Here is a 23,748-nt window from a genome sequence, read left to right as displayed (position 1 = left end):
GATTCCATAAAAACCGGTGTCCCGGCGTCGAACCGGGCCATACGCTCCATGCGGAAGCAGTACCGTGCTGCGCGAAAGGACACCGTGACCACCCTGTCGAGGCCTCCGGCCGACCCGGCCAACCGGCCCAAGAATTCCTTCAAGCTCAAACCCTGGTTGCTTGAGGGAATGCCGGACACTTCAGGCAAGCGGCAAGGCCCCCACGGCCAGCCCTCGGAGTCCCACAAGCCGCAGGCCTGGTGGAAGGTCATGTGCCTCACGGGCCTGGACTACTTCTCGACGCTGGGATACCAGCCCGCCATCGCCGCCCTGGCAGCGGGCCTGCTTTCTCCCCTGGCGACGTTGCTGCTGGTCACAGCAACCCTGGCCGGAGCGCTGCCGGTTTACCGCCGGGTGGCAAAGGAAAGTCCACGCGGCGAGGGCTCCATTTCCATGCTGGAGCGGCTCCTCCCCCGCTGGGGCGGCAAGCTCTTCGTCCTGGCACTCCTTGGCTTCGCGGCCACGGACTTCATGATCACCATTACGTTGTCGGCTGCCGACGCCACGGCCCACCTCATCGAGAACCCGTTCGCGCCGGACTTCCTTGAAGGCCAGAACGTCGCCATCACCCTGGCGCTCATCGCGGGTCTGGGCATCGTTTTCCTCCGCGGATTCAAGGAGGCCATCAACGTGGCCGTCGTCCTGGTGGGCGCCTTCCTGATGCTCAACCTTGTGGTCATCGCCGTATCCATCGGCCACGTCTTCACCGAGACCCGCGTCATCACGGACTGGTGGACTGCTTTGACCACCTCCCACGGCGATCCGATCATGATGATCGCCCTGGCATTGCTGGTGTTCCCCCGCTTGGCGCTGGGCCTCTCGGGTTTTGAAACAGGCGTCGCCGTCATGCCCCAGATCAAAGGCCATGCCACGGACACGGAAGCCAATCCGGCCGGCCGCATCAAGGGTGCCCACAAGCTCCTGACCACCGCCGCGATCATTATGAGCTCGTTCCTCATCACCTCCAGCTTCACCACGATCATGTTGATTCCGGCCGCTGAATTCGAACCCGGCGGAAAGGCCGATGGCCGCGCCCTTGCCTACCTCGCGCATAAGTTCTTGGGCGATGGCTTTGGAACCGTTTACGACATCAGCACAATCGCCATTCTGTGGTTCGCCGGTGCCTCCGCGATGGCCGGATTGTTGAACCTTGTTCCCAGGTACCTGCCGCGCTACGGCATGGCACCGGCCTGGGCGCGGGCACTCCGCCCCCTGGTCCTCGTCTTCACGGTCATCGCCTTCATCGTCACCATCATCTTCCAGGCTGATGTCAATGCCCAGGGTGGCGCCTATGCCACTGGCGTGCTGGTCCTGATCACTTCCGCGTCCATCGCCGTGACGCTGTCGGCACGCCGAAGGAAGCAAAAAGCACAGGTCATCGGCTTCGGCCTCATTTCCCTGGTCTTCGTTTACACCACCGTGGTCAACTCCATCGAGCGCCCGGACGGCCTGAAAATTGCCGCCCTGTTCATCCTTGGCATTCTGGTGGTCAGCTTCGTCTCCAGGATGAGGCGGGCATTCGAGCTGCGGGCCACGCACATCAAGATGGACCGGAAGGCCCTGGAGTTCACGGCCAACAACACGCACGGACCGGTCCGGATCATCGCGCACGAACCCAAACGCTTCAGTGCCGACAGGTACCGGGAGAAGCTGCAGCACGCCCAGCAGGCCAACCACCTCCCCCTGGACTGCGACGCCGTCTTCATCGAGATCATCGTGGACGACAGTTCAGACTTCGAGCAGGAACTCCAGGTGGTGGGCAAGGAACGGCACGGGTTCAAGATCCTGGAAGTGCACAGCAACAATGTGCCGAACACGCTGGCGGCAGTACTCCTCCACATCCGCGACGTCACCGGCTTCATGCCGCACATCTACTTCCGGTGGACTGAGGGCAACCCGATTTCGAACCTGAGCCGCTTCCTCTTCTTCGGCGAAGGGGAGATCGCGCCCGTAACCCGCGAAGTGCTCCGGGAAGCCGAGCCGGACATCACCCGGCGCCCCTGGGTCCACGTGGGCTAGCCGCCTCGCACGCTCCTGCCCGGTTAGTCCCTTCGCAGGCTGCGCTCCTCCCCAGTTCGTCCCCCCGCGGACTCCGCTCATCCCCGGATTTCGGGCGCTCCGCTTGGCCCGTGGGACGAAGGGCGGCGGCAACCGGGGAGGAGCGCCGCCACCAGGAGCTCAAACCGGGATGGAGCGTCGGCTGGAGTTGCCCACATACGGCAAGTGCGTCATTTCGTGGAACGTTGGAAGCCTGTGGACTGGTCCGATGGACGCCTTCCAGTACCTCGAAAAAGTAGGCGGCGTGGCTCGGACCGGACAACTCCTGGCCGCAGGCTATTCGCGCCGGGACATCGCGCGCCTTCCAAGCAAGGGTGCGAAACAACCCCGGCGGGGCATCTTCATGCTTGCGGATCACAGACCCGAGTTGGCAACCGCCCTCCGCTACAACTCCTACGTCTCCTGCGCCAGCGCAGCTCAACACTACGGATTGTGGATACGCAAAGCACCTGATCTCCACCATCTGGCATGCGATCACGGTCACGGCACCGGGTTCGTCAGGCACAGGACCATGAGATTCGAACCTCATCCCAGCCTCCCAATCGCCGCGGTGGAAGATGTAGTCCTACATGCCATGGCTTGCCTGGCGCCGCCCGCTTCAACGGCAATGGCAATCTCGGCGGTTCGACTGCACGGTGTGCCGTTGGAACTGCTGAAGGAACAGTTGCAGGGAGACAGGTCGCGGCCCGTCCTCAACGCGCTCAAGGATCTCGACCTGCGTGCAGAGTCCATTGTGGAGGTCGATGCACAGCATCTGCTCCGCACCCACGGCATTGCATTCGACGCCCAAGTGGCAATACCTGGCATCGGGCGCGTCGACCTCCTTCTGGAAGAGTTCCTCATTATTGAAGTGGACGGCTTCGCGTTTCACTCCGATAGAAAGGCCCTCCGCAACGACTTGGCACGCAACAACGCCTCCACCATCAACGGGTATTTGGTCCTGAGGTACCCACCGGAAGTCATCTGGTTCGAGCCGGAGCGCGTGATCGCGGAGATCCAGGCGGTTCTCAAGCTGCGTCGTGACGATCCCGCCCGGTTGGTGGACGGCTTTGCCCAGCCGAGCCCCGGACTTTCGGGGATCGGCCCGGTCCCTGGCTTCCAATACAGGAGGTAACTGGGAGGGAGTGCACAACGCCGGGAGGGAAAACTACCGGCTTGCTGCGGGCACCAGTACCCAGAGCACTTCCACGGTTTCGTCCGTCGGGTTGATCCACGTATGCGGTTCGCGGCCCGGGAAGGAGAGGGTGTCCCCTTCCTCGAGGTCGTATTCTTCGTTGGTCAGGATGAGCTTGATGCGGCCCTTGACCACATGCAGCACGTCCACGTCGCAGTCCACCGCGTAAAGCTCGTTTTCGCCGCGCCCGCGGGGCTCGATGGTGGCTTGGAGTATCTGCAGGCGCCGCTCGGAACGTGCGGTCAGCAGGCGTTCCACAATGCCTTGGCCGCCCAGCGAGATCCTGGGGCCGTCGTCGCGACGCGTCAGATGGGTCTCCGGCGCGGCGAACAAGTCGCCGACGGAGACGGACAGAACCTGGCAGAGGGTCACCAAGGAAGCCACCGACGGCGACGTCAGGTCGCGCTCCACGCGGCTCAGGAAGCCTTTGGTCAACCCGGTGGCGTCCGCAACCTGCTCGATGGTGAGGCGCTGCGCTTGCCGGGCTGCGCGGATTCTGGAACCGATGGCAACGGGAACATTGCTCGGTTCAACGGGTAGAGCCTTCATTCACGAACCTTTCAGGCCTGTCATGTGGCCCTGTCATTGGAGCAATAGTAGCCGGGAGGCACGCCAACAGGGCCACTGCGGGCGTAACCAAGTCCAAAGGATCTTGACTGTTACTCCGATCACAACATATCCTCATAGGCAACAAGTGTTGTCTGTGAGGCACACAACACATCCCCAAGCTCCAAACCCAAATCTCCAATCATCCGCACAGAGACTTCGACGCATCGCAGGAGTATCGTCGAAAACCCCAACCTCCGTGCATCAGCTCCAAGGACCGTTCATGGAATCTTCGGCTATTAATATCGCAATCGTGGTGGTGTACCTGCTCGCCATGCTGGCCTTCGGCTGGTGGGGCAAGTCCCGCACAAAGAACAACAGCGACTTCCTGGTGGCCGGCCGCCGCCTGGGACCCTTCCTCTACACAGGCACCATGGCCGCCGTGGTCCTCGGTGGCGCATCCACCGTGGGCGGCGTGGGCCTCGGCTACAAGTTCGGCATCTCCGGCATGTGGCTCGTGGTGGCCATCGGCTCCGGCGTGCTGCTCCTTAGCCTCCTGTTCGCCGGCACCATCCAGCGGTTGAAGATCTACACGGTCTCCCAAATGCTGAGCCTGCGATACGGCAGCAAAGCCACCCAGACATCCGGAATCGTGATGTTGGCCTACACCCTCATGCTCTGCGCCACGTCCACCGGCGCCTACGCCACCATCTTCGTGGTGCTCTTCGACTGGGAACGCTGGTTGGCAATCGCCGTCGGCGGCGCCATCGTGCTGGTCTACTCAACCATCGGCGGCATGTGGTCCATCACCTTGGCAGACCAGGTGCAGTTCCTCATCAAGACCGTAGGCATTTTCTTCCTGATGCTGCCGTTCGTCCTGAACGCAGCCGGCGGAATGGACGGCATCCGTGAGCGCCTTGACGCCAGCTTCTTCCAGATCGACGGCATCGGCGTCCAGACCATCATCACTTACTTCGTGGTCTACACCCTCGGCCTCCTGATCGGCCAGGACATCTGGCAGCGCGTTTTCACCGCCAAGACCGCCACCGTTGCACGCTGGGGCGGAGCTACCGCCGGTGTTTACTGCATCCTCTACGGCATCGCCGGCGCACTGATCGGCCTGGCTGCCCGCGTCGCCCTCCCGGACATCGATGTCGCCAACCTCGGCAAGGACGTTGTCTACGCAGAGGTGGCAACCCACATCCTGCCCGTCGGCATCGGCGGACTGGTGATGGCCGCGGCTGTGGCTGCGATGATGTCCACCGCTTCGGGCGCCCTGATCGCCGCCGCTACGGTGGCCCGCGCAGACGTTGTCCCGTTCGTGGCCAGCTGGTTCGGCAAGACGATCAACACCGACGACACGGAAAACCCCGAGCACGACGTCAAGGCTAACCGCTACTGGGTCCTGGGCCTGGGCATCGTTGCCGTCCTGATTTCCATGGCAGCTCAGGACGTCGTTGTTGCCCTGACCATCGCCTACGACATCCTGGTAGGCGGACTCCTGGTCGCCATTCTCGGCGGCTTGGTCTGGAAGCGCGGAACGGGCATCGCGGCTGCATGGTCCATGGCAGTCGGCTCAGTTCTGACACTGGCCCTGCTCATCATGTACGCGGTTGGTGTCATCCCGAGCGAAGACGGCGTCTACGCCAACGAGCCCATCTACTGGGGCCTCGGTGCTTCCCTGGTGGTTTACGTCGTGGTCTCCCTGCTGACTCCGCCCACGGACGCAGCCGTCCGCGAGGCCTGGGACAAGCGCGTAGCCGGCGCCATCTCCGAGGAACTGCCGCCGGAAGTCCACCCGGTGGGCAGCAGCAAGTAACCAGGCAATACCCGACGGCGGTGCCGCCCCCTTCACGGGGGCAGCACCGCCGTCGTTTTGTTCCCGGCAAAAGGGCCTTCATAACCGCAGGTGCGGTACTGTTGTCCCAGCTTCAAGAGATGTGGCGCCAAGCTCCGACTGGCCATGCACCAACCCCATGTTCACGGGTGGTTCGGATGAGGAAGCGGCCCGTCCCGGACCTGAGACAACCGAGCGGGCAAGAGCACTCTCCACAGGAGCAGCACCTTGCCGTATCAGAGCGATACCAGCCACGCCCACAGCACCACCGGCCAAACCGAAGCCCGGACCGTCACGGTGATCCCCGCCGTCGACCTTTACCTGGGCACGGTCACCATAGTGGCCAGGAACGAAACCCTGTTCTTCCGGCATCCCCATCCGCAGCAGATCGCCAAAGCGCTGGCCCAGGCCGTCCGGCCCTCAACGTGGTGCGAGGCGTCCCGGACCCTGACGGTTACTGTGGCCGCGACAGGAAAACGGGATGGCCAGCCGCGCCTGTTCGCCCTCGGCAGCCGGGACGAGGACTAGATTTCCTCTTCCTCCCCACGGAATTCCTCGGTCTCATCGATCGGCACCACCCGTTCATCGTCCTCGGGGGCGTCCACTTCCTCAACCCAGGGCTCGTCCACTTCCTGGTCTTCGGCGTAGTCGTAGGCCGGGTCCGACTCGATGGTGGTGCGTTCCGGGTACTTGGCGTGTGATTCGGTGGTGTCCATGGTGCAACCTCCGTCCCGTGGGCCTGTAAGAGCCCGCTAACCGAGTGCGGGGAGGCTCCCCGCCCCTGTCCTTCCATCTGAGCACCGGCCAAAGCGAGGGTCAAGCAGAGCCGGAAATTACGGTACACCGAACATTCCAGCTAAGGAATACCAGCCAAAAAACCCTGCAAATAAGCGGTAGTGTGGGGCGTGCAATGGGGCCGCAACTACCCCACCCAGCACAGGAGATAAAGTGCAGATGCACCAGGAATCCCACAGTTCGTCGAGCCCCGCTCCGGACCCCGCCATCGAACCCGCAGCCCTCCACCACACCGCAGACCCGGCAGCACCCACTGCGTCGGACATCAGGCGTTGGCGGCAGTACCTTGCCGATGAACGCGCCGAGGCTGCGGTCTACCGCGAACTCGCCCAGCGCCGCGACGGCGAGGAACGGCAGATCCTGCTGGCTCTGGCCGAAGCCGAAGGGCGGCATGAAGCGCACTGGCTCAAACTCCTGGGTGAGCACGCAGGCATGCCCAAGGCAGCTTCCGCCCGCAGCCAGTTCCTGGGGTTCCTGGCCCGCAACTTCGGTTCGGTCTTCGTCCTGGCCCTGGCGCAACGTGCAGAGGGCCGCTCCCCCTACGGAACCGAGCCGGCCGCCACCCCCGCGATGGTGGCCGATGAACAAATCCACGAGGAAGTAGTCCGGGGCCTGGCGACCCGTGGACGCAACCGGCTCTCGGGTACCTTCCGCGCAGCAGTTTTCGGCGCCAACGACGGTTTGGTGAGCAACCTGTCGCTGGTCATGGGCATGGCCGCGACGGGTGTACCGAGTTCCGTGGTCCTCATGAGCGGCGTTGCAGGGCTCCTGGCCGGCGCACTGTCCATGGGTGCCGGCGAATACGTCTCCGTCCGCTCGCAACGCGAACTGCTCAACGCCACCCTCCCCACCCAGGCCACCCTCACCGCAGCCCCGTCGCTGGACATCGACCACAACGAGCTGGTCCTGGTTTACCTGGCACGCGGCATGACCCGCGAAGCCGCCGAGCACCGGGCAGCCGAGCGCATGGGATTGTTCAGCTGCGACTGCGATCCCAGCCTCTCCCTGCAGCCCGAGAAACCGGTGGCCGATGAGCATGAATCGGTGGGTTCGGCGTGGGGCGCGGCGCTGTCCAGTTTCTGCTTCTTCGCCTCGGGAGCCATCGTTCCGATCCTGCCCTTCCTTTTCGGGATGACGGGTATGGCCGCGCTCCTGGTGGCCGGAGTCCTGGTGGGCATCGCGCTGCTGGCGACAGGCGCCGTCGTGGGTTTGCTGTCCGGTACGTCGCCGCTCAGCCGCGGCCTGCGGCAACTGGCCATCGGGCTGGGAGCAGCTGCTGCCACCTACGGTCTCGGTTTGCTGTTCGGCGCGGCGATCGTCTGAGTTTGGACTGCTCCCCCGGCAGACCGTAATGTTGGTTCGTCCTCCGCGCTGCCCCGCGTGACCAAGGGCCTGAGGAATGGAGAACCGTGGACTGGGAGCGGGAAGCTACGCACGTGCCGAAGCACCGGCGATCGGGAACAACCCAGCGCGTTCTGCTCGGCCTGCTGATGGCATTCATCGCGGCGACGGTCGCTGTGCTGGTGTCCTGGTTCCTGAATGGCGACCCCCGCATCACGGCACTGTTCCCGGGCGTCAGCGTCCCGGGCGGCCCGCAAACCGGGAAGATACAGCCCACCTCGGCCCGCATTCCGGACGCGCCACCGCCGGGACTTGAGGAAGCTGACGCCCCGCTGGCCTCGCCGACGGCACCGGGCACCACCAATGATTCATACAAGTTCCTGGCCATGAACGACGACGGCACCCCGGTGGGCTATTCCCCTTGCCGGCCGCTGCACTACGTGGTGAACAACGCCTCCGCTCCCGAGGGAACCGACCCCCTCCTGGCGACGGCCATTGCCAATATCTCTGCAGCCTCGGGCATCCAGTTCGTCAACGACGGAACAACCGACGAACAACCCGCGGACCGGCGCGAGCCCTACCAACCCAACCGCTACGGCGACCGGTGGGCTCCCCTGCTGATCTCGTGGACCACACCAGAAGTGGCACCGGCCCTTGAAGGGAAGGTCATCGGCACGGGCGGCAGCACCATGTATTCGCTGGACAAGGGCCCCAAAAGCTACATCACCGGAAGCCTGGAGCTGGACACACCCCAGATCGCGGAACTTCTGGCCGATCCCGGCGGCGCGGACTACGTCCTTGCCGTCATGCAGCACGAGCTGGGACACGTGATGGGACTGGACCATGTGGACGATCCGATCCAGCTCATGTACCCGGAAATCGGGGCACCGGACGGTCTGGCCGCCGGTGACCTGAACGGCCTGCATCTCCTGGCATCAGCCCCCTGCCGCAAGGACATCTAGCAGCTTTCAGGCGTTGGGTACAAAGGCCATGGACTCACGGGGACACTGGACCTATGCTGGCGAATACGGCCGACGGCGGCGCCCCACCGCCCGTCCGCGGCCTCCACGTCAGGGGGTTCCATGGAACCTTATGGGTCGTCCAAGTGGCCGGACCCGGATCCTCCCCGGCCCCATTACCTTCCGCCTTCGGGTCCGCACGAGCCGCCTGAGCCCCGCCCGCCGATCAAGCACAGCAGCGTCGCCGCCATCCTGTTCCTGCTGGGCATCCTGGGGCTCGTGTGCGCCGGAGCCTATTTCGGCGGAGAGCTGCAGCAATTCCTCTACGGATCATCGGAAAGCCAGAGCCAGCCGCCACGTCCCGGGCTGGCACCCTTCGGACAACGGGACGATCCCCTGCCCGGACGTGAAGAAGCCGACGCGCCCCTCGGCACGCCGCCCCCGCTGGTCCAAGCCAGCAGCTCGTACAAGTTCCTGGCAGTCAAAGAAGACGGCACGCCCTTGGCGTACTCGCCCTGCAGGCCCATCCACTACGTGGTGAATTCGGACCTCGCACCGGCTTCCTGGCAGGTTCTTGTGGAGAAGGCCGTCCATGAAACCGGGAGAGCTACGGGGTTGAGATTCATTTACGACGGACCGAGTTCCGAGGTTCCCTCCCCCAACCGTTCCGGGTACCAGCCGGCCAGATACGGGGACCGTTGGGCGCCGGTGCTGATCGCCTGGAGCACCCCGGAGCAGGTTCCGCGCCTGAACGGGCAGACGGTGGGTCTGGGCGGAAGCTCCTCCATTGGCCTGAGCAACGGCTACAAGGCATACGTGACCGGGACAGTCTCACTGGATGCACCACAGTTTGCCGGGATCGTGGACACCCCGGACGGGGAGGACATCGGCGTGGCAGTCATCATGCACGAGCTCGGACACCTGGTGGGCCTGGACCACGTGGACGATCCCCGGCAACTCATGTTCGGGCAGGCATCGTGGGTACGGGAATATGCCGCAGGCGACCTGACGGGGCTCGCGGAACTGGGTTCAGGTCCTTGCAGCAAAGACTTCTGATCCGGGCTGTGTCTTAGCGGGCCAACACCGCGAGCGCATCCTCCACCGTGTCCACCAAAAAGATACGCTCCGCCATGGGCTTCCCGGCGGCCAGGCTCTGCAGCATAGGCCACGCCGGGAAGGTCCGTTCCCAGTGTTCGCGGCCCACCAGGACCATGGGGGTAATGGTTTCGGGCGCGCCGTAGTAGTTCTCACAGGCGTCCTGGAAAATTTCCTGCACCGTGCCTGCCGCTCCCGGCAGGAACACGATCCCGCCGTTGCAGACTTCCAACAGGATGGCTTCCCTGATGGCGTTGGCGAAGTACTTGGCGATGTGGGTGGCGAACAGATTGGGCGGCTCGTGCCCGTAGAACCAGGTAGGGATGCCGAGGGTCGGGGTGCCTTGCGGGTAATGTTCGACGACGGCCGCCGCCTGACGCGCCCAAGCCGTCACCGAGGGCCTGAACCCCGGGACATCGGCGAGTGTCGCAAGGGCCGCCTGCAGTTCGGCGTCGGGCCTTCCGCTGAAGTAGGCGCCCATATTGGCCGCTTCCATGGCACCGGGACCCCCGCCCGTGGCGACGGCGAAGCCGGCTTGGGCGAGCAGGCTGCCCAGCCGGGCGGCGTCGGCGAATTCCCTGGATCCTCGCTGGGCGGCATGGCCGCCCATGACTCCCACAATCCTGCTACCTGCGAAGGGGCCCTGATCCAATGCCTCGTCCAGGGCGTCGCCTATGGCGTGATCGTGCAGCGCTGCGGCGAGCGTGGCGTCGAGGCTCTGACGCTGGCCGGGCAGGATGCTCCACTGGTAGACCTGCGCGTCGAGGGTGGACTCGTACTCAGTAGCCGGGATGTCCCGGTAGAGCTCCGCCGGGGTGTAGAGAGTGCCGCGGTACGGGTCAAAGGGAACACCCAGCAGCTTCGGAAAGATCAGTGCGCCACGGCTTCGCAGACTTTCTTCCACGCCGGTGTCGAAGGTGCAGCCGAGGAAGATGGCACCTTGCGGATCCATCGCTTTGAGCTGGCGCGAGTAGCCGCGAAGGTCCAACGACTGCGCGTGCCAACCGTGCATTGACCGGGCTCCGGCACCGACCAGCCGATCGAAATGAACCACGCTTTCGACGTCGAGTGTTCGAGGACTTGGGTTTAGCGCTGCCGTGCGGTTCATGGTTTCAGCCTAGTAGCGGGCTTGCCCGCGCCACTGGGATTTCGCCCATACCGGTCTGGACCCTAGCCATGAATTTCCGCGAGGAGTACAGTATCGATCACTGCTCCACTTTCGATCCATGAAAAGTATTTGCAGTACCCAACTGAATTCAGGAAATGACGTCGCGGAGGCGTCGTAAGCTTGCCGGCTGGGGGGCCCAACATCTGCTCGAGGAGCATGGTTGTGGACCGTCCAAAATACGCTCGGCGTCATACTCATTTCACCCTGTTCAGCACCCGTTCCCTTTTCCGGAAAATCCTTGTTTTCCTGCTGGGTTCCTCTGTTGCCTTTTCTGCCCTGACCGTTGGTATGGCGGCGCCTGCCGCTGCTGCGGTCCCGCCGTGCCCGGGCACAGGCGGCGCCATGCAGATAGTGGCCCACACCGATGATGACCTGATTTTCATCAGTCCGGATTTCATGCGTGACATCCAGTCCAAGCGCTGCGTGCAGACCGTGTACGCAACGGCGGGTGAAGCCGGTGAAGGGGCTGCGTACTGGAACAGCCTGGAAGCGGGAATCAGGGCAAGCTACGCGAAAATGGCGGGTGTAGCCGATGCCTGGACCACCTCCGACGCGGGCGTTCCGGGCCGACCCCTCACCCTTCAGACCTTGAATGCGGCACCCAACGTTTCCGTCGTTTTCATGCGGCTTCCGGATGGCTTCCCGGATGGGAGGGGCAGCAGCCGCTACAACGGCCAGAGCATCCTGAAACTGTGGGACGGCCGGCTCAGCTCCATCCGTCCGGTTGATGGGGCCGCAGCGTTTACCAAGGCGCAATTCCAGACGACGTTGAACCAGCTGGTGGCCAATTACCAACCCACCACCTTCCGGACCCAGGATTGGACGGGAAATTACCAGGACCCCTACGACCACAGCGATCACTGGGCCACGGCAAAGTTTGCCCAGCTGGCCAGCAGGGCCTACACGGGACCCCATACGGCATCTGCATACGACGCCTATGTAATCGATGAATACGCCCAGAATGTGACGGGCGCGGACCTGACCAACAAAGTCAACACCTTTGTGCGCTTCGCCGATTTCGATAAATACCTCTGCGACACTCCCTGCCCGGCGCCGCCTTACAGCGACTGGCTCAAACGGCAGTACATCACGGCCATCGAGTGGACGGGCAATGCTGCCAAATCAGCAGGCACAACAGTGAGCGCTTCTTCGCAGAAGGCCTCGGGGCAGAGCCCCGAGAAGGCCCGCGACGGGTACGCATGGGGTACGCCCATGGACGCCAACCGCGAATGGGTCACCAACGGCGGCAAGGCAGGCAGCTGGATCCAGTACAACTTCTCCCCTGCCCGGACCATCAACGCCGTGACGCTTTTTGACCGGCCGATCCTCAGCGACCAGGTAACCGGCGGCAACCTGGCCTTCCCGGATGGCAGCACCGTGCCAGTGGGCGCCCTGCCTAACAACGGTTCGGGACTCACAGTGAATTTCCCGGCACGGACAGTCAGTTCGGTCCGCTTCAACATCACCTCCGTGAGCGGCTCCACCACGAACGTCGGCTTGTCCGAGTTCGAGGCCCACATCACGGCCGACGTCGTTGCACCCGAAGTGACGGCGACACCGCCCGGCGGCACCTATGACATCGGGCAAAAGGTCACCCTGTCCGCGAACGAACCTGCGACGATCTTCTACACGCTGGACGGGACGACCCCCACCACCGCGAGTGCCAAATATGCCACGCCGATCACCGTGAATGGTCCACTGACGCTGAAGTACTTCGCCGTGGACGCTGCGAACAATCCGTCGGCCGTCGTGACTCAGAGCTACTCCACCGGCCCGGACGTGACCAAGCCTGTGGTGACGGCCAACCCGCTGGGCGGCGCCTACGCCCCGGGCACCAGCATCACGCTTACGTCCAACGAGGCAAACTCCGTGATCAAGTACACCAAGGACAGCAGCGATCCCCTCACTGCAGGCTTGGTCTACTCCACGCCGATTGTCTTCGCGGGCCCGGATCCGATGACCCTGAAATTCTTCGCCATGGATCCTGCCGGAAACGTGTCCGATGTCGTCACGCAGACCTACAACGTTCCGCCTGACACGCGGGCGCCTGTGGTGACGGCAAACCCAATCAGCCGTGCGCTGGCCAGCGGGGCAACCATCACGCTTTCCGCCGATGAACCAGGCGCAAGCATCTACTACACCACAGACGGCAGCAGCCCCACGGCTACGGAGTCTGCCACCAACTTCAAGTATTCGGCTCCGCTTGTCATGGGGACATCACAGCTGACCCTGAAGTACGTCGGTGTGGACGCTGCAGGGAACACCTCACCCATTGGAACCCAGACGTACAGCGTTCCCGCAGCCGGGCCGCCGTCGTCCCATGACTTCAACGGCGACGGCAAGGCCGACGTCTTGTCCTCCGATACTGCCGGCAACCTGTACCTCTACCCGGGCAATGGCGGAGGCGGTCTGGGGCCGCGGCAAACGGCCTTGGCGGCACCTGCATGGTCCACGATCACCGACACCATAACCCCCGGCGACTTCAACCGGGACGGCAAACCGGACCTGCTGGCCCGTGCAGGTGACGTCCTGTGGTTCTACCCGGGCGACGGCGCCGGCAGCTTCGGCGCCAGGGTCCAGGTGAGCACCGGATGGAGCACCATGAGCCAGTTGTTCTCCCCGGGCGACTTCAGTGGCGACGGAATCCCTGACCTGATCGCCAGGCGGAGCACCGGCGATCTGCGCCTTTACGAAGGCAACGGCAGCGGCGGGCTCCGGACGCCAATCACGATTGGAACCGGCTGGAATGTTATGAATGCAATTCTGAGCACCGGGGACTTTAATGGAGATGGTACGGGAGACGTGCTGGCCAGGCGTTCGGATACTGGCGCCCTCTGGCTCTACCCCGGCGATGGAACCCGCGGATGGCTCGCATGGAAGCAAATCTCCACGGGTTGGGACAACCGAACATCGATCGCAGGCCCCCGGGACCTCGACGGCGATAACAAGAACGACGTCATCGGCCGCATCGGAGACACCCTGTGGCTCTACCCAGGCAGCGGCAACGGGACTCTCAGCAACGTCCCGCCCACTAGCCTCGGCACCGGTTGGCAGGCCATGAAGATCATCGGCTAGCCAACCCCATGGACCTGGCGCGGGTCGGAGTTTTCCCCCAGACTCTTCGGCCCGCGTCAGCCATGTCCGGAGCCTGTCCGGGGTGGGCTGCCAAAAATGTCAGACCCTCCTGGCAGGGTTAATGCATGGGAAGCATTGGGGATGTTTTGGCGCGGCGGGCAGGTTCGCCCGGCGCCAAAGTCCTGCCCCGACGCGTCCGCCACAGCGAGAAAACAGGTTCGACGGCGTCACTCGCCGCCGCGCTCACCGGCAGCGACCCTGGCGCGCGGCCAACCGCCGGTATGTCATTTGAGGGCCGCGCCGGAGCTGCAGGACTCGCCGAATCGCTGGCATTGGGTGCTGCAGCAGTGGCAGCTGTGCGTTCACTCGCGGCCGAGGAGACACGGCTGTTTGACTTCACGGAAGCCGCAGATTTCGCAGGATCGGTCGAAGAGATTTCCCGGGCCCTTGAGTACCTCCAGGTCGTTGCGGCGCAGACTGTGGAGCGGACCCGGACGGAGGCGCAGCGTGCGGCGCCGGCACAGCAGCCTGGACAGTCCCCGGCGTCCGGCGCGCAGGAATGGCGGACGGGGTGGACAGAACCAGCCGGTGAGTCAGAAGGTGGCGGTGGCGGTGACTCCGTCCTGGCTGCTGCTGCTGATGGTGCTGATGGTGCTGATGGTGCTGGTGGTGGCAGTGTTTTGGATGATGGGTACCGGAACGCGGCGGAGTTCCTCCGGGCCCGGTTGCGGATCGGGATCGGCGAAGCACGGCGCCGGCTCGCCCTCGCCACCGATGTCCTGCCCGGGGCCGGAATAACCGGCCAGGAAATCCCGGCCCGTCGTCAAAGACTCGCCGACGCCCTCCACACCGGACAGGTCCCGTCCCGGTCCGCGACGATCATCAGCACCGCCCTGGACAAAGCCCAACACTTCACCGACCCGGACACCCTCACCGGCATGGAACACGCCCTCACCACCACCGCCACACAATCCGACCCCGACTTCGTCACCACAATGGCCAACCGCTGGATCGACCACATCGACCACAACGGCCCCGAACCCACCGAAGAAGCCCTCCGCCACGTCCAAGGCGCGTTCCTCCGCCGCCAACGCCGCCACGGACTCCACCACCTGGAAATCTTCGCCACCACCGAACAATACGAAACCCTCACCACCGCCATGAACGCCGCCACCAACCCACGACTCACCAACACCACCGGCCCTGACCAAGGCACTGTCCAAGGCACGGTTCAGGGCACGGCCCTAGGCGCTGACCACGGCACGGCGACCGCGTCGGCACCGGATGCGGGTGTTCCGAACGGTGCGGGCCCCGGGCTGGACCGGCGCTCCCGCGCCCAGAAACTCCTCGACGGCCTCGTCGGAGCCTGCGCCGTAGCCATGACCACCGGGAAACTGCCCAGCAACGGCGGACTCCGACCCCAACTCACCGTCACCATCGACCACCACGACCTCTTCCAACAACTCACCCACACCACCACGAGCGCCACAGAAGAAACCAACACCCCGAAGCAGCCGCGCCTCCGGAACACTGTCAGTACCGGCACCGCGACCTTCACCGGCCCGATCCACCCCAACACCATCCGCAAAATCGCCTGCGACGCCGACATCCTGCCCGTCCTGCTCGGCACCGACTCCCAAATACTCGACATCGGCCGCACCACCCGGATCTTCCCACCCCACATCCGCAAAGCCATCACCGCCCGCGACCAAGGCTGCGCGTTCCCCGACTGCACCCTCCCCGCACCCTGGTGCGAAGCCCACCACATCACCTACTGGTCACAAGGCGGCACCACAGGAACAAACAACGCCACCCTGCTCTGCACCCACCACCACCACCTCATCCACAAAGAACACTGGCGCATCACCATCCAAAACGGCGTCCCCTGGTTCATCCCCCCACCCCACATCGACCCCCACCAAACACCCCGACGCAACCACCACCACACACCACCCAGAACATGACACCGGGCGAAGCAGACACGTCTCAGCTAGGCAGAAACCCTGACCGGCGCACCCGTCTCCAGGGACTCCTGTGCTGCATCCGCCACCTTGGAAGCAGCCACAGCGTCCTCCGGCGTGCAGGGATTCTTCCGCTGCCCGCGCACCAGTTCAACAAACGCAGCCATCTCCGAGCGATACGCCTGATCAAACCGCTCCGCAAAAGTCAGATGAGGAGTGCCCGTGGGAAACGCGACGCCGGGTTCGGCGGACCGCATGGCCATGTGCTCGTCCATCCCAACCAGGACGGAGCCATTGGAGCCTTGGAGTTCCAGCCGGACATCATGGCCGGCCCCGTTGTAACGGCTGGCCGAAACCGTGCCTACCGTGCCGTCGTCGAACGTCACCACCGCCAAAGCAGTGTCGACGTCGCCAACCTCACCAATTGCCGGATCGCCGTTGTTGGAGCCCTTGGCATAGACCTCCACGATTTCCTTGCCGGTGAGCCAGCGGAGGATGTCGAAGTCGTGGACGGAGCAGTCCCGGAACAAGCCACCCGAGGTGGCGAGGAACTGGACCGGCGGCGGGGTCATGTCGCAGGTGACTGCCCGAAGCGAATGGATCCAGCCAAGCTCTCCGGCTTCGTAGGCCCGTTTTGCCTCGAGGTAACCCGCATCGAAACGACGCTGGTGCCCGATCTGCACCACGCCGTTCTTCTCCCGGATATAGTCCAGGACCAGGAGGGATTCCGGAACGTTCACGCCCACAGGCTTTTCGCAGAAGACAGGGATCCCGGCATCGACACCGGCACGGATGAGCTCCGGGTGGGTTGCCGTGCCTGTGGCTATGACCAGACCGTCCACCGCGGAGGCAATCAATTCCTCCACAGAGCCCAGGAAGTCGGCGCCGACAGAGCCGGCCACCGCGCGCGCATGCTCCTCCGCGACGTCTGTCAGCTTCAGTCGTACCTTCACACCGTCCTGCGCCATGGTGCCGTTCAGCGCGCTGATGTTATTCGCATGCATCACACCGATCCGGCCAACGCCTACCAGTCCGAGGGTCACTTCGTTCGTCATGTTCTGTCTCCGTCACTGCAGCAGAAAGCGGTCTCGGGGCGAGAATCCTGAAGCGAGACTAGACCTTGTTAGTTTGTCCTGTCAAACTTTTTGCTTCAATGACTCCTCCAGTGCAGCATCCGCGTCCAGCAGGACCTTCGCCGCCACCTCGAGTCCTTCGATGCGCCCGAGGGACACGTCTTCATGCTCGATGTTCACCAGCATGTCCGGGTCCACGTCATGCAGCGCCCGGAGGAATTCGGTCCAAAAGGCGGTGTCGTGCCCACGACCCAGGGCAACGAAGTCCCACGCCGAGTTCTTGGGCCACTCATTGGCCCACTCATCGCCGCCAAGGTTGGTGCGATTCTCGTCGGCTGAGAGTCTGCGGAAGCTGTTGTCCAGCACACCGTAGAGCGCGGCATTTTCCTGATTGACGCGCACGTCCTTAGCTGCCGCCTGGAACACCAACGGGCCAAGCTCCCGGACCACGGCCACCGGATCCATCTGCTGCCAGAACAGGTGGGAAGCGTCGAGCTCCACGCCCACATGGGTGGCGCCGGTGAGCTCGATCAGCTTGTAGACGTCGGCGGTGTTGAACACGATGTTCTGCGGATGCAGCTCCAAAGCCACCTTGACACCGTGATCGGCAGCGAGGCGATCGGTTTCCTTCCAGAAATCCGCAGCCACGCCCCATTGGTAATCCAGCACATCCAGTGCGGCCGAGTTCCAGGCGTTGACCACCCAATTGACGGTACTCGCGCCAGGCTCACCACCGGGAAGGCCGGACATGGTGACCACCCGGTTCTGGCCCAGGCGGCTCGCCAAACGGATCGAGCGCCGAATGTCCTCTGCGTGCTTTTCACCGATCTCGCGTTTGGGGTGCAGGGGGTTGCCGTTGCAGTTCAAGCCTGCAATGGACACGCCAGTGCCCTCGAAGACCGCGAGGTAATCATCACGGGCTGCGTCGCTTTCCAGAATCTGGTCAAAGGTAGGCACATGCACAGCGGGCAGGAAGCCGCCCGTGTTGATCTCGATCCCCGTGAGCCCAAGGTCGGCAATGACTTTCAACGCTTCGGGCAGGGGGCGGTCGTGCAGGATCGCGTTGTAGACGCCGAGCTTCATAGCGTGATCTTCTTTCCGTTGTTGAGAGCGGAGTCGGTGACGGCGCCCAGGAGCTCCATATTGCGGACACCTTCATCGAACGTTGCGCAGCGGGGCAGGGAGGACTCCGCGCTGAGGCCTGCAACCTCTTCCAGGAAAGCCCGCGCCTGGTAGCCGAACGCGTCGTTCTGGCCGAAACCAACCTCGGGCGCATCCATGGCAAGGCCTCCGGCGATGTAGGGGTGGCCCGGGCCAAGGATGACTTGGCGGTAGCCGTTCTCATTCCCGGATCCACAGTTCAGGAACAACTGGATCTCTGAAGGCCTGCGCTGGTCGAACTTGGCTGCGCCGTTCTCGCAAAAGACTTCAAATTGCAGGCTGTTGGCGTGGCCTGCCGCCACACGTGAGACTTCGAAGCTGCCGGCACCGTTGGTGAACTCAGCGTTGAAAGCGGCGTAGTCGTCATTCTCCACGGCTTCAAATACGTCACTGACAGCAACATGGTCATGGCCCATCACGGCGCTGAGCGGCAGGGGACGCTTGTCGATCGCCGTCGTCAGTCGCCCGCCGCTGATGGATTTGATGTCGCCACAGAGGAATTCGGAGACGTATGTCAGGTGGCTTCCGACGTCGGCCAGCGCACCCGATCCGGGCCCGCCCTTGTAGCGCCAGCTCATGGGCGCGGCGGGGCTGAAGCCGTAATCCGTCCAGTATCGGCCACTGAAGTGGAGCACATTGCCAAGCGTTCCATTGCGGATCAGGTCACGAATGTAGGCGATGCCAGGGGTGCGGCGGAATGTGAAGCCGATGCGGGCAAGGGTTCCGCGGACTTCCGCTGCCCGGGCGGCGTCGGCCATGGCCCGTGCGTCGTCCAAGGTATCGCTGAGCGGCTTTTCGCATAGGACATGCTTGCCGGCGGCCAACAACCCTTCGACCACTTCGCGGTGCAGGGAGTTGGCGATGACCACGCTGACCCCATCGATGTCGTCAGCTTCGGCGATCGCCTGCCAGGAGGTGTCGTTGCGTTCGTACCCGAAACGGCGTGCTGCCAGTGAGCCGAATTCAGCATTGACGTCGCCGATCGAGACGAGGCGGACCGGTGGCAGCACCGGGCTGTAGAGGGCAGATGCGGTCCGGTAAGCGGCAGCGTGGGCCTTGCCGGCCATGCCCGCACCGATGACGGCGACGCCGAGGCTTTCAGCCATGATTTCTCCTTCGAAATTTCGCCTGCGCCCGAGGCGCTTTACGGCATTTTGTAGCGCTACAATTTTTACGCTGGATTTGATCGTAACTATGTCTATATGTCCTGTCAATCATTAACCGACTATCCTCGAAGACAGAACGAAAGGCATCCAGGAATCCCGTGACAAGCCCCGGAACACAGAACAGTCCCCTGGCCCGTCGGCCAACGCTCTACGACGTCGCCACCCAGGCGGGAGTCTCGCCGTCGTTGGTTTCCTTGTTCCTCAAGGATCCTGCACGCATCAGCGAAAAGCGCCGGGGCGCTGTGCAGAAGGCCATCTCGGAGCTCGGCTACCGGCCCAGCCGGGCCGCCACCACCCTGGCGAGCAGCAAGACCAAGAGCATCGGCCTGGTCATCGACGACTACCGGAACCTTTGGTTCGTGGATCTTCTCCGCGGCATGGAGTCCGTCCTTTCCGATCTCGGCTACCAAGTGATGCTCGCGGACTCCAGGCCAGGCGAGAACCGCATCAAGGAAGCCACCGACGGCCTGCTTGCCATGCATGTTGACGCCCTGGCACTCGCGGCCGAGCCCAGCGAAGCCATGTTGTCCGGAACCTGGGTTCCCACCGTGGTGGCAGGCTGGCGCAAAGGCATCCCGGAAGGCGCGGACCTGATCACCAACGACGACGACACCGGCGGCCGCCTGGCCGCCAACCATCTGCTGGAACTGGGTCACGTCCGCATCGGTCACCTCTCAGGTTCCGACGGCGCCTCCGCACACCGGCGGGCCGGCTTCCTGCGCGCTGTGGAGACTGCCGGCGTCGGGCCTGTCGTCAGTGAGTCCATCGGCACGTCGGAGGAAGATGGCTACGCTGCGACCGTGTGGCTCCTGGAGCACCACCCGGACACCACCGCAGTCTTCGCAGCCAACGACACCATGGCCCTGGGCGCCTTCGCCGCCCTCAAGGCCCGTGGCTTGTCCGTGCCGGATGATGTTTCGGTGATTGGCTACGACAACTCCCCCTTGGCGAAGTCGCGCTACCTGGACCTGACCTCCATCGACAACCGGAGCGATCTGGTCGGAGTGGACACCGCCCGCAGACTGCTCGCACGGATCGAGGACCCCGCGATCCTCCCCGAGCGGAAGCTTATTGAACCCGCCCTGGTACTGCGCGGCACAACGTCCATGCGCTGAGGCCCTGCTGCTGAAATAACTCTGCCCGGAACCGTTGCAGGCTCCGGGCAGAATTCCATGAAGGGCTGCCTAGTGGCGCTTGGGGGCGGCCTCCGTCGTGGCCTCGGCGACATCCGCTACCTCGGCTTTGACTTCCTCGAGCGCCGCGGAGTGTCCGCCAAGCTGCTCCAGCTCATGGGCCAGCTCAGCCAACTCCGCGCCACCAGCCATCTGGGCTGTCAGTTCATCCAGGGTGATGTCCTTCTTGTCGTAATAGCCGATCGACTTGCCGCGCTTGAGCAGCAGGAACCGGTCACCGACGGGGAAGGCGTGGTGCGGGTTGTGGGTGATGAAGATGACGCCCAGGCCCCGGTCGCGCGCCTGCAGGATGTAGCGAAGTACGACGCCGGATTGCTTGACTCCCAGCGCTGCTGTCGGTTCGTCCAGGATCAGGACTTTGGCGCCGAAGTACACAGCACGGGCAATTGCCACACACTGGCGCTCACCACCGGAAAGCTGGCCGATGGGCTGCTCGACATCGCGCAGGTCGATGCCCATGTCGGCGAGCTCCTTCCTGGTGATGTCCTTCATCTTCTGGACATCCATGCTCTTGAACGGACCGAAACCGCTGGTGAGTTCAGAGCCGAGGAAGAAGTTACGCCAGATGGGCATCAGCGGGACCACGGCGAGGTCCTGGTAGACGGTGGCGATGCCGGCGTCGAGGGCGTCACGGGGTGAGTTGAACTTCCGCTCGTCACCCATCACCTGAAGTGTGCCCTCGTCGTGCTGGTGCAAACCAGCGATGATCTTGATCAGCGTGGACTTGCCGGCGCCGTTGTCGCCCAGGACGCAGGTGACGCGGCCGTTGTCCACGGCCATGGTGACATCGCGCAGGGCGATGATGTTGCCGTAGTGCTTGCCTATGCCATCGAGTGAGAGCAGGTGCACCGGTGTGTGCGTCAAAGGGTCCTTCTCGTCTTTCAGCAGGGTTTGCTGGTCAATCTGTTGTGCGTTCATGGTTCCGGCCCCTTACTTCAGCTCTGCCCGGCGTTTGACGATGAGGTTGACGATGGTTGCCAGCAGGAGCATCAAGCCAAGGAAGAACTTGAACCAGTCCGGATTCCATTGTGCGTACACGATGCCCTTATTGGCCATGCCAAAGATGAAGGCACCGATGGCGCCGCCCACTGCTGAGCCGTAGCCGCCGGTGAGGAGGCAGCCACCAATGACTGCGGCGATGATGTAGAGGAACTCGTTGCCGACACCTTCACCGGACTGCACGGCGTCGAAGGCGAAAAGGTTGTGCATGCCCAGGATCCAGCCGCAGAAACCCACAGCCATGAACAGGCCGATCTTGGTCTTGGTCACAGGGACACCTACGGCCCGGGCAGCATTGGCGTCGCCGCCCACTGCGAAGATCCAGTTGCCGACCTTCGTGCGCAGGAGCACCCAGGATGCGATCAGGACAAGGACGATCCAGAAGAAGACGGTGATCTTCACTTCCACTCCGCCAATGCTGACGGAGGACGCGAAAACCGCACGTGCTGATTCGAAGCCGTCAAGCTTGGAGATGGACGGGGAGGAAACACTGCCGCCGATCAGGCGGGTCAGCGCCAGGTTGAGGCCGGTGAGCATCAGGAACGTGGCCAGGGTGACGATGAAGCTTGGCAGCTTGGTCTTGACCAGGATCCAGCCGTTGATGAATCCGATGCCCAGCGAGACCACCAGGGCCAAGCCCACACCAACCCAGGCGTTCAATGAGAAGTTCCAGCTGAACAGCGAGGCGGTCAGCGCTGACGAGATCACGGCCACGCCGGTGGAAAGGTCGAACTCGCCACCGATCATCAGCAGCGACACGCCCACGGCCATGATGCCGATGGTCGAAGAACCGTAAAGGACGGTGGCGAGGGCGTTCGGTTGGGTGAACGTCTGCGACACCGAGGCGAAGAAGATAAAGAGGACCACGGCACCAACGAGGGCACCAACCTCGGGCCTGGCGAGGAATTTCTGGAAGGGGTTGCGGCGGCCGACCCGTTCATCACCAGGCGATGTCGCCGGCGGCAGGGTTGCTGTGTTTGCCATGGGAGTGACTCCTTGTTGTCCAGGCTGCGCGGCGGTTGCCCGCCGCGCAGCCTGATGCCGGGATCTAGCGGACGCCCTGCTGGGCGAATTTGAGGACGTCGGAAGCGTTGGACTTGTCCACGATGGTTGGTCCGGTCAGGACCGGCTGGCCGCCACCGATCTTGAAGCCGCCGCGCTTTGCCTGCCACAGGGAATCCACGGACATGTAGCCCTGGAGCCACGGCTGCTGGTCAACAGTGAAAATGACTGCTCCGTCAACGATCTTCTGGGCGAGGTCGGCGTTGAGGTCGAAGCTGGCCACCTTGGACGAGCTTCCAGCGTCAGTAACAGACTTGAGCAGGGTCAGCGTGATCGGGGCACCGAGCCCGATGATCACATCCGCGTCCTTGGCCGCCTGGAGTTTGGCAGTGGCCGTGGACTGGACGGCTGTCATGTCCTTGCCGTCAACATAGAGGATCTCCGTTGCGGGAACCTTGGCCTTGACGCCGGCGCAACGGGCTTCCAAACCTACGTGGCCCTGCTGCTGGATGACGCAGACGGGGTGCTTGTAACCTTCGGCTGCGAGCCTGGTGCCGACGGCCTCGCCGGCCAGTTGCTCGTTGGAACCGAAGTGGGTGAAGGCGCCGAGCTGGGCCGAGACGGATTCGCCGGCATTGAGGCTGACCACCGGGATACCCGCATCGGTGGCCTTCTTCAGTACATCCTTCAGGGCGTCCGGGGTCGCCAGCGTTACGGCGATGCCGTCCACCTTCTGGTCAATGGCCTGCTGGACCAGCTGCGCCTGGCGGCCGGCTTCGGGGTCGCTGGTGTACAGCAACTCAACATTGTCCTTCGCCGATGCTTCCTCCGCACCCTTGCGGACGATGTCCCAGAAGGTGTCACCGGCAGCGGCGTGCGTAATCAGGGCAACTTTGATGCGATCAGTGCCGGCCACCTGGCCGGCGGCTGCTCCCCCACCGGAATCTGCCGGCTTGCCACCCTGGCTCGAACAAGCGCTCAGTGCCACCAAGGGAACCACTGCAGCGACGACCGCCGCTTTGCGCCATGAGAATTTTGCCACCGTTATCTCCTTTGATTTCAGGTTGAGGGGTCCGAAGACTCGTATCCGGATCTCCCCACTACAC

At 63.6% G+C, this 23,748-nt stretch carries 19 protein-coding genes and 1 riboswitch; of the genes, 10 read left to right on the top strand and 9 right to left on the bottom strand.

Annotated features, from left to right (window positions below):
* Positions 1 to 84 precede the first annotated feature (84 nt).
* Together JMY29_RS04975 and JMY29_RS04970 are read left to right on the top strand one after the other, a co-directional pair.
* On the top strand, positions 85 to 2,058 hold the full coding sequence (locus tag JMY29_RS04975; protein WP_039240095.1) for an APC family permease: 1,974 nt from the start codon (positions 85 to 87) through the stop codon (positions 2,056 to 2,058).
* 247 nt (positions 2,059 to 2,305) lie between these two features.
* Positions 2,306 to 3,211 carry a type IV toxin-antitoxin system AbiEi family antitoxin domain-containing protein gene (locus JMY29_RS04970; protein WP_035733454.1) on the top strand — a complete coding sequence of 302 codons (906 nt, stop codon included), beginning with the start codon at positions 2,306 to 2,308 and terminating at the stop codon, positions 3,209 to 3,211.
* Positions 3,212 to 3,244: 33 nt separating this feature from the next.
* On the opposite strand, the gene JMY29_RS04965 is transcribed toward JMY29_RS04970, so the two are convergent.
* Entirely contained in the window at positions 3,245 to 3,820 is a 576-nt protein-coding gene (locus JMY29_RS04965; RefSeq protein WP_018777077.1) for a helix-turn-helix domain-containing protein, read from the bottom strand.
* Positions 3,821 to 4,100: 280 nt separating this feature from the next.
* Between JMY29_RS04965 and JMY29_RS04960 the strand changes: the two genes are divergently transcribed.
* Entirely contained in the window at positions 4,101 to 5,636 is a 1,536-nt protein-coding gene (locus tag JMY29_RS04960; RefSeq protein WP_018777076.1) for a sodium:solute symporter, read from the top strand.
* 110 nt (positions 5,637 to 5,746) lie between these two features.
* A riboswitch (SAM riboswitch) is annotated at positions 5,747 to 5,866 on the top strand.
* Between the two features lie 16 nt (positions 5,867 to 5,882).
* Positions 5,883 to 6,182: a hypothetical protein gene (locus tag JMY29_RS04955; RefSeq protein ID WP_189076015.1), complete on the top strand. Its 300-nt coding sequence runs from the start codon at positions 5,883 to 5,885 to the stop codon at positions 6,180 to 6,182.
* Here JMY29_RS04955 and JMY29_RS04950 read toward each other — a convergent pair.
* The gene (locus tag JMY29_RS04950) at positions 6,179 to 6,370 is read right to left on the bottom strand and encodes a hypothetical protein (RefSeq protein ID WP_018777074.1); all 192 of its coding nucleotides are present in this window, start codon (positions 6,368 to 6,370) and stop codon (positions 6,179 to 6,181) included. The two genes, JMY29_RS04955 and JMY29_RS04950, sit on opposite strands and share 4 nt — an antisense overlap.
* A 238-nt stretch (positions 6,371 to 6,608) precedes the next feature.
* On the opposite strand from JMY29_RS04950, the gene JMY29_RS04945 reads away from it, so the two are divergent.
* The 3 genes from JMY29_RS04945 (at position 6,609) to JMY29_RS04935 (ending at position 9,805) form a co-directional block, all read left to right on the top strand.
* Positions 6,609 to 7,772 carry a VIT1/CCC1 transporter family protein gene (locus tag JMY29_RS04945; RefSeq protein WP_035733445.1) on the top strand — a complete coding sequence of 388 codons (1,164 nt, stop codon included), beginning with the start codon at positions 6,609 to 6,611 and terminating at the stop codon, positions 7,770 to 7,772.
* An 86-nt stretch (positions 7,773 to 7,858) separates the two neighbouring features.
* Complete coding sequence (locus JMY29_RS04940) at positions 7,859 to 8,752, top strand: matrixin family metalloprotease (RefSeq protein WP_179128333.1); 894 nt, start codon at positions 7,859 to 7,861, stop codon at positions 8,750 to 8,752.
* A 120-nt stretch (positions 8,753 to 8,872) separates the two neighbouring features.
* On the top strand, positions 8,873 to 9,805 hold the full coding sequence (locus JMY29_RS04935) for a zinc metalloprotease (protein ID WP_189076016.1): 933 nt from the start codon (positions 8,873 to 8,875) through the stop codon (positions 9,803 to 9,805).
* 13 nt (positions 9,806 to 9,818) lie between these two features.
* Here JMY29_RS04935 and JMY29_RS04930 read toward each other — a convergent pair whose 3' ends face one another.
* Positions 9,819 to 10,952: an LOG family protein gene (locus JMY29_RS04930; RefSeq protein ID WP_189076017.1), complete on the bottom strand. Its 1,134-nt coding sequence runs from the start codon at positions 10,950 to 10,952 to the stop codon at positions 9,819 to 9,821.
* A 216-nt stretch (positions 10,953 to 11,168) separates the two neighbouring features.
* Here JMY29_RS04930 and JMY29_RS04925 point away from each other — a divergent pair, with 216 nt between their 5' ends.
* Positions 11,169 to 14,087 (top strand): chitobiase/beta-hexosaminidase C-terminal domain-containing protein, encoded by a 2,919-nt coding sequence (locus JMY29_RS04925; protein ID WP_189076018.1) that lies wholly within the window; start codon positions 11,169 to 11,171, stop codon positions 14,085 to 14,087.
* A 125-nt stretch (positions 14,088 to 14,212) separates the two neighbouring features.
* Positions 14,213 to 16,051 (top strand): HNH endonuclease, encoded by a 1,839-nt coding sequence (locus JMY29_RS04920; RefSeq protein ID WP_189076019.1) that lies wholly within the window; start codon positions 14,213 to 14,215, stop codon positions 16,049 to 16,051.
* Positions 16,052 to 16,077: 26 nt separating this feature from the next.
* On the opposite strand, the gene JMY29_RS04915 is transcribed toward JMY29_RS04920, so the two are convergent.
* From JMY29_RS04915 to JMY29_RS04905, 3 genes are all read right to left on the bottom strand, one after another.
* On the bottom strand, positions 16,078 to 17,103 hold the full coding sequence (locus JMY29_RS04915; protein WP_189076020.1) for a Gfo/Idh/MocA family oxidoreductase: 1,026 nt from the start codon (positions 17,101 to 17,103) through the stop codon (positions 16,078 to 16,080).
* A gap of 81 nt (positions 17,104 to 17,184) precedes the next feature.
* Complete coding sequence (locus JMY29_RS04910; RefSeq protein WP_039240072.1) at positions 17,185 to 18,204, bottom strand: sugar phosphate isomerase/epimerase family protein; 1,020 nt, start codon at positions 18,202 to 18,204, stop codon at positions 17,185 to 17,187.
* On the bottom strand, positions 18,201 to 19,388 hold the full coding sequence (locus JMY29_RS04905; protein ID WP_189076021.1) for a Gfo/Idh/MocA family protein: 1,188 nt from the start codon (positions 19,386 to 19,388) through the stop codon (positions 18,201 to 18,203). Before JMY29_RS04905 ends, JMY29_RS04910 begins: the two co-directional genes overlap by 4 nt.
* A gap of 158 nt (positions 19,389 to 19,546) precedes the next feature.
* Here JMY29_RS04905 and JMY29_RS04900 point away from each other — a divergent pair, with 158 nt between their 5' ends.
* Positions 19,547 to 20,563 (top strand): LacI family DNA-binding transcriptional regulator, encoded by a 1,017-nt coding sequence (locus JMY29_RS04900; RefSeq protein WP_189076022.1) that lies wholly within the window; start codon positions 19,547 to 19,549, stop codon positions 20,561 to 20,563.
* 69 nt (positions 20,564 to 20,632) lie between these two features.
* Here JMY29_RS04900 and JMY29_RS04895 read toward each other — a convergent pair whose 3' ends face one another.
* The 3 genes from JMY29_RS04895 to JMY29_RS04885 all read right to left on the bottom strand — a co-directional run bounded on the left by JMY29_RS04895 (position 20,633) and on the right by JMY29_RS04885 (position 23,684).
* Positions 20,633 to 21,559: an ATP-binding cassette domain-containing protein gene (locus JMY29_RS04895; RefSeq protein WP_018779627.1), complete on the bottom strand. Its 927-nt coding sequence runs from the start codon at positions 21,557 to 21,559 to the stop codon at positions 20,633 to 20,635.
* Positions 21,560 to 21,571: 12 nt separating this feature from the next.
* Positions 21,572 to 22,624 carry an ABC transporter permease gene (locus JMY29_RS04890; RefSeq protein ID WP_018779626.1) on the bottom strand — a complete coding sequence of 351 codons (1,053 nt, stop codon included), beginning with the start codon at positions 22,622 to 22,624 and terminating at the stop codon, positions 21,572 to 21,574.
* 64 nt (positions 22,625 to 22,688) lie between these two features.
* Complete coding sequence (locus JMY29_RS04885; RefSeq protein ID WP_018779625.1) at positions 22,689 to 23,684, bottom strand: substrate-binding domain-containing protein; 996 nt, start codon at positions 23,682 to 23,684, stop codon at positions 22,689 to 22,691.
* Positions 23,685 to 23,748 lie beyond the last annotated feature (64 nt).

This window comes from Paenarthrobacter nicotinovorans (genome assembly GCF_021919345.1).
Taxonomy (GTDB): domain Bacteria; phylum Actinomycetota; class Actinomycetes; order Actinomycetales; family Micrococcaceae; genus Arthrobacter; species Arthrobacter nicotinovorans.
Note: the sequence above shows the minus strand (reverse complement) of the source record. Positions and strands in the feature narration are given on the sequence as shown.

Bases quoted from the DNA above. Each gene is read 5' to 3' on its own strand.
- JMY29_RS04930 (WP_189076017.1), bottom strand. From the start codon at position 10,952: ATGAACCGCACGGCAGCGCTAAACCCAAGTCCTCGAACACTCGACGTC.
- JMY29_RS04910 (WP_039240072.1), bottom strand. From the start codon at position 18,204: ATGAAGCTCGGCGTCTACAACGCGATCCTGCACGACCGCCCCCTGCCC.
- JMY29_RS04895 (WP_018779627.1), bottom strand. From the start codon at position 21,559: ATGAACGCACAACAGATTGACCAGCAAACCCTGCTGAAAGACGAGAAG.
- JMY29_RS04965 (WP_018777077.1), bottom strand. From the start codon at position 3,820: ATGAAGGCTCTACCCGTTGAACCGAGCAATGTTCCCGTTGCCATCGGT.
- JMY29_RS04920 (WP_189076019.1), top strand. From the start codon at position 14,213: ATGGGAAGCATTGGGGATGTTTTGGCGCGGCGGGCAGGTTCGCCCGGC.
- JMY29_RS04950 (WP_018777074.1), bottom strand. From the start codon at position 6,370: ATGGACACCACCGAATCACACGCCAAGTACCCGGAACGCACCACCATC.
- JMY29_RS04925 (WP_189076018.1), top strand. From the start codon at position 11,169: ATGGTTGTGGACCGTCCAAAATACGCTCGGCGTCATACTCATTTCACC.
- JMY29_RS04935 (WP_189076016.1), top strand. From the start codon at position 8,873: ATGGAACCTTATGGGTCGTCCAAGTGGCCGGACCCGGATCCTCCCCGG.
- JMY29_RS04960 (WP_018777076.1), top strand. From the start codon at position 4,101: ATGGAATCTTCGGCTATTAATATCGCAATCGTGGTGGTGTACCTGCTC.
- JMY29_RS04890 (WP_018779626.1), bottom strand. From the start codon at position 22,624: ATGGCAAACACAGCAACCCTGCCGCCGGCGACATCGCCTGGTGATGAA.
- JMY29_RS04905 (WP_189076021.1), bottom strand. From the start codon at position 19,388: ATGGCTGAAAGCCTCGGCGTCGCCGTCATCGGTGCGGGCATGGCCGGC.
- JMY29_RS04915 (WP_189076020.1), bottom strand. From the start codon at position 17,103: ATGACGAACGAAGTGACCCTCGGACTGGTAGGCGTTGGCCGGATCGGT.
- JMY29_RS04945 (WP_035733445.1), top strand. From the start codon at position 6,609: ATGCACCAGGAATCCCACAGTTCGTCGAGCCCCGCTCCGGACCCCGCC.
- JMY29_RS04970 (WP_035733454.1), top strand. From the start codon at position 2,306: ATGGACGCCTTCCAGTACCTCGAAAAAGTAGGCGGCGTGGCTCGGACC.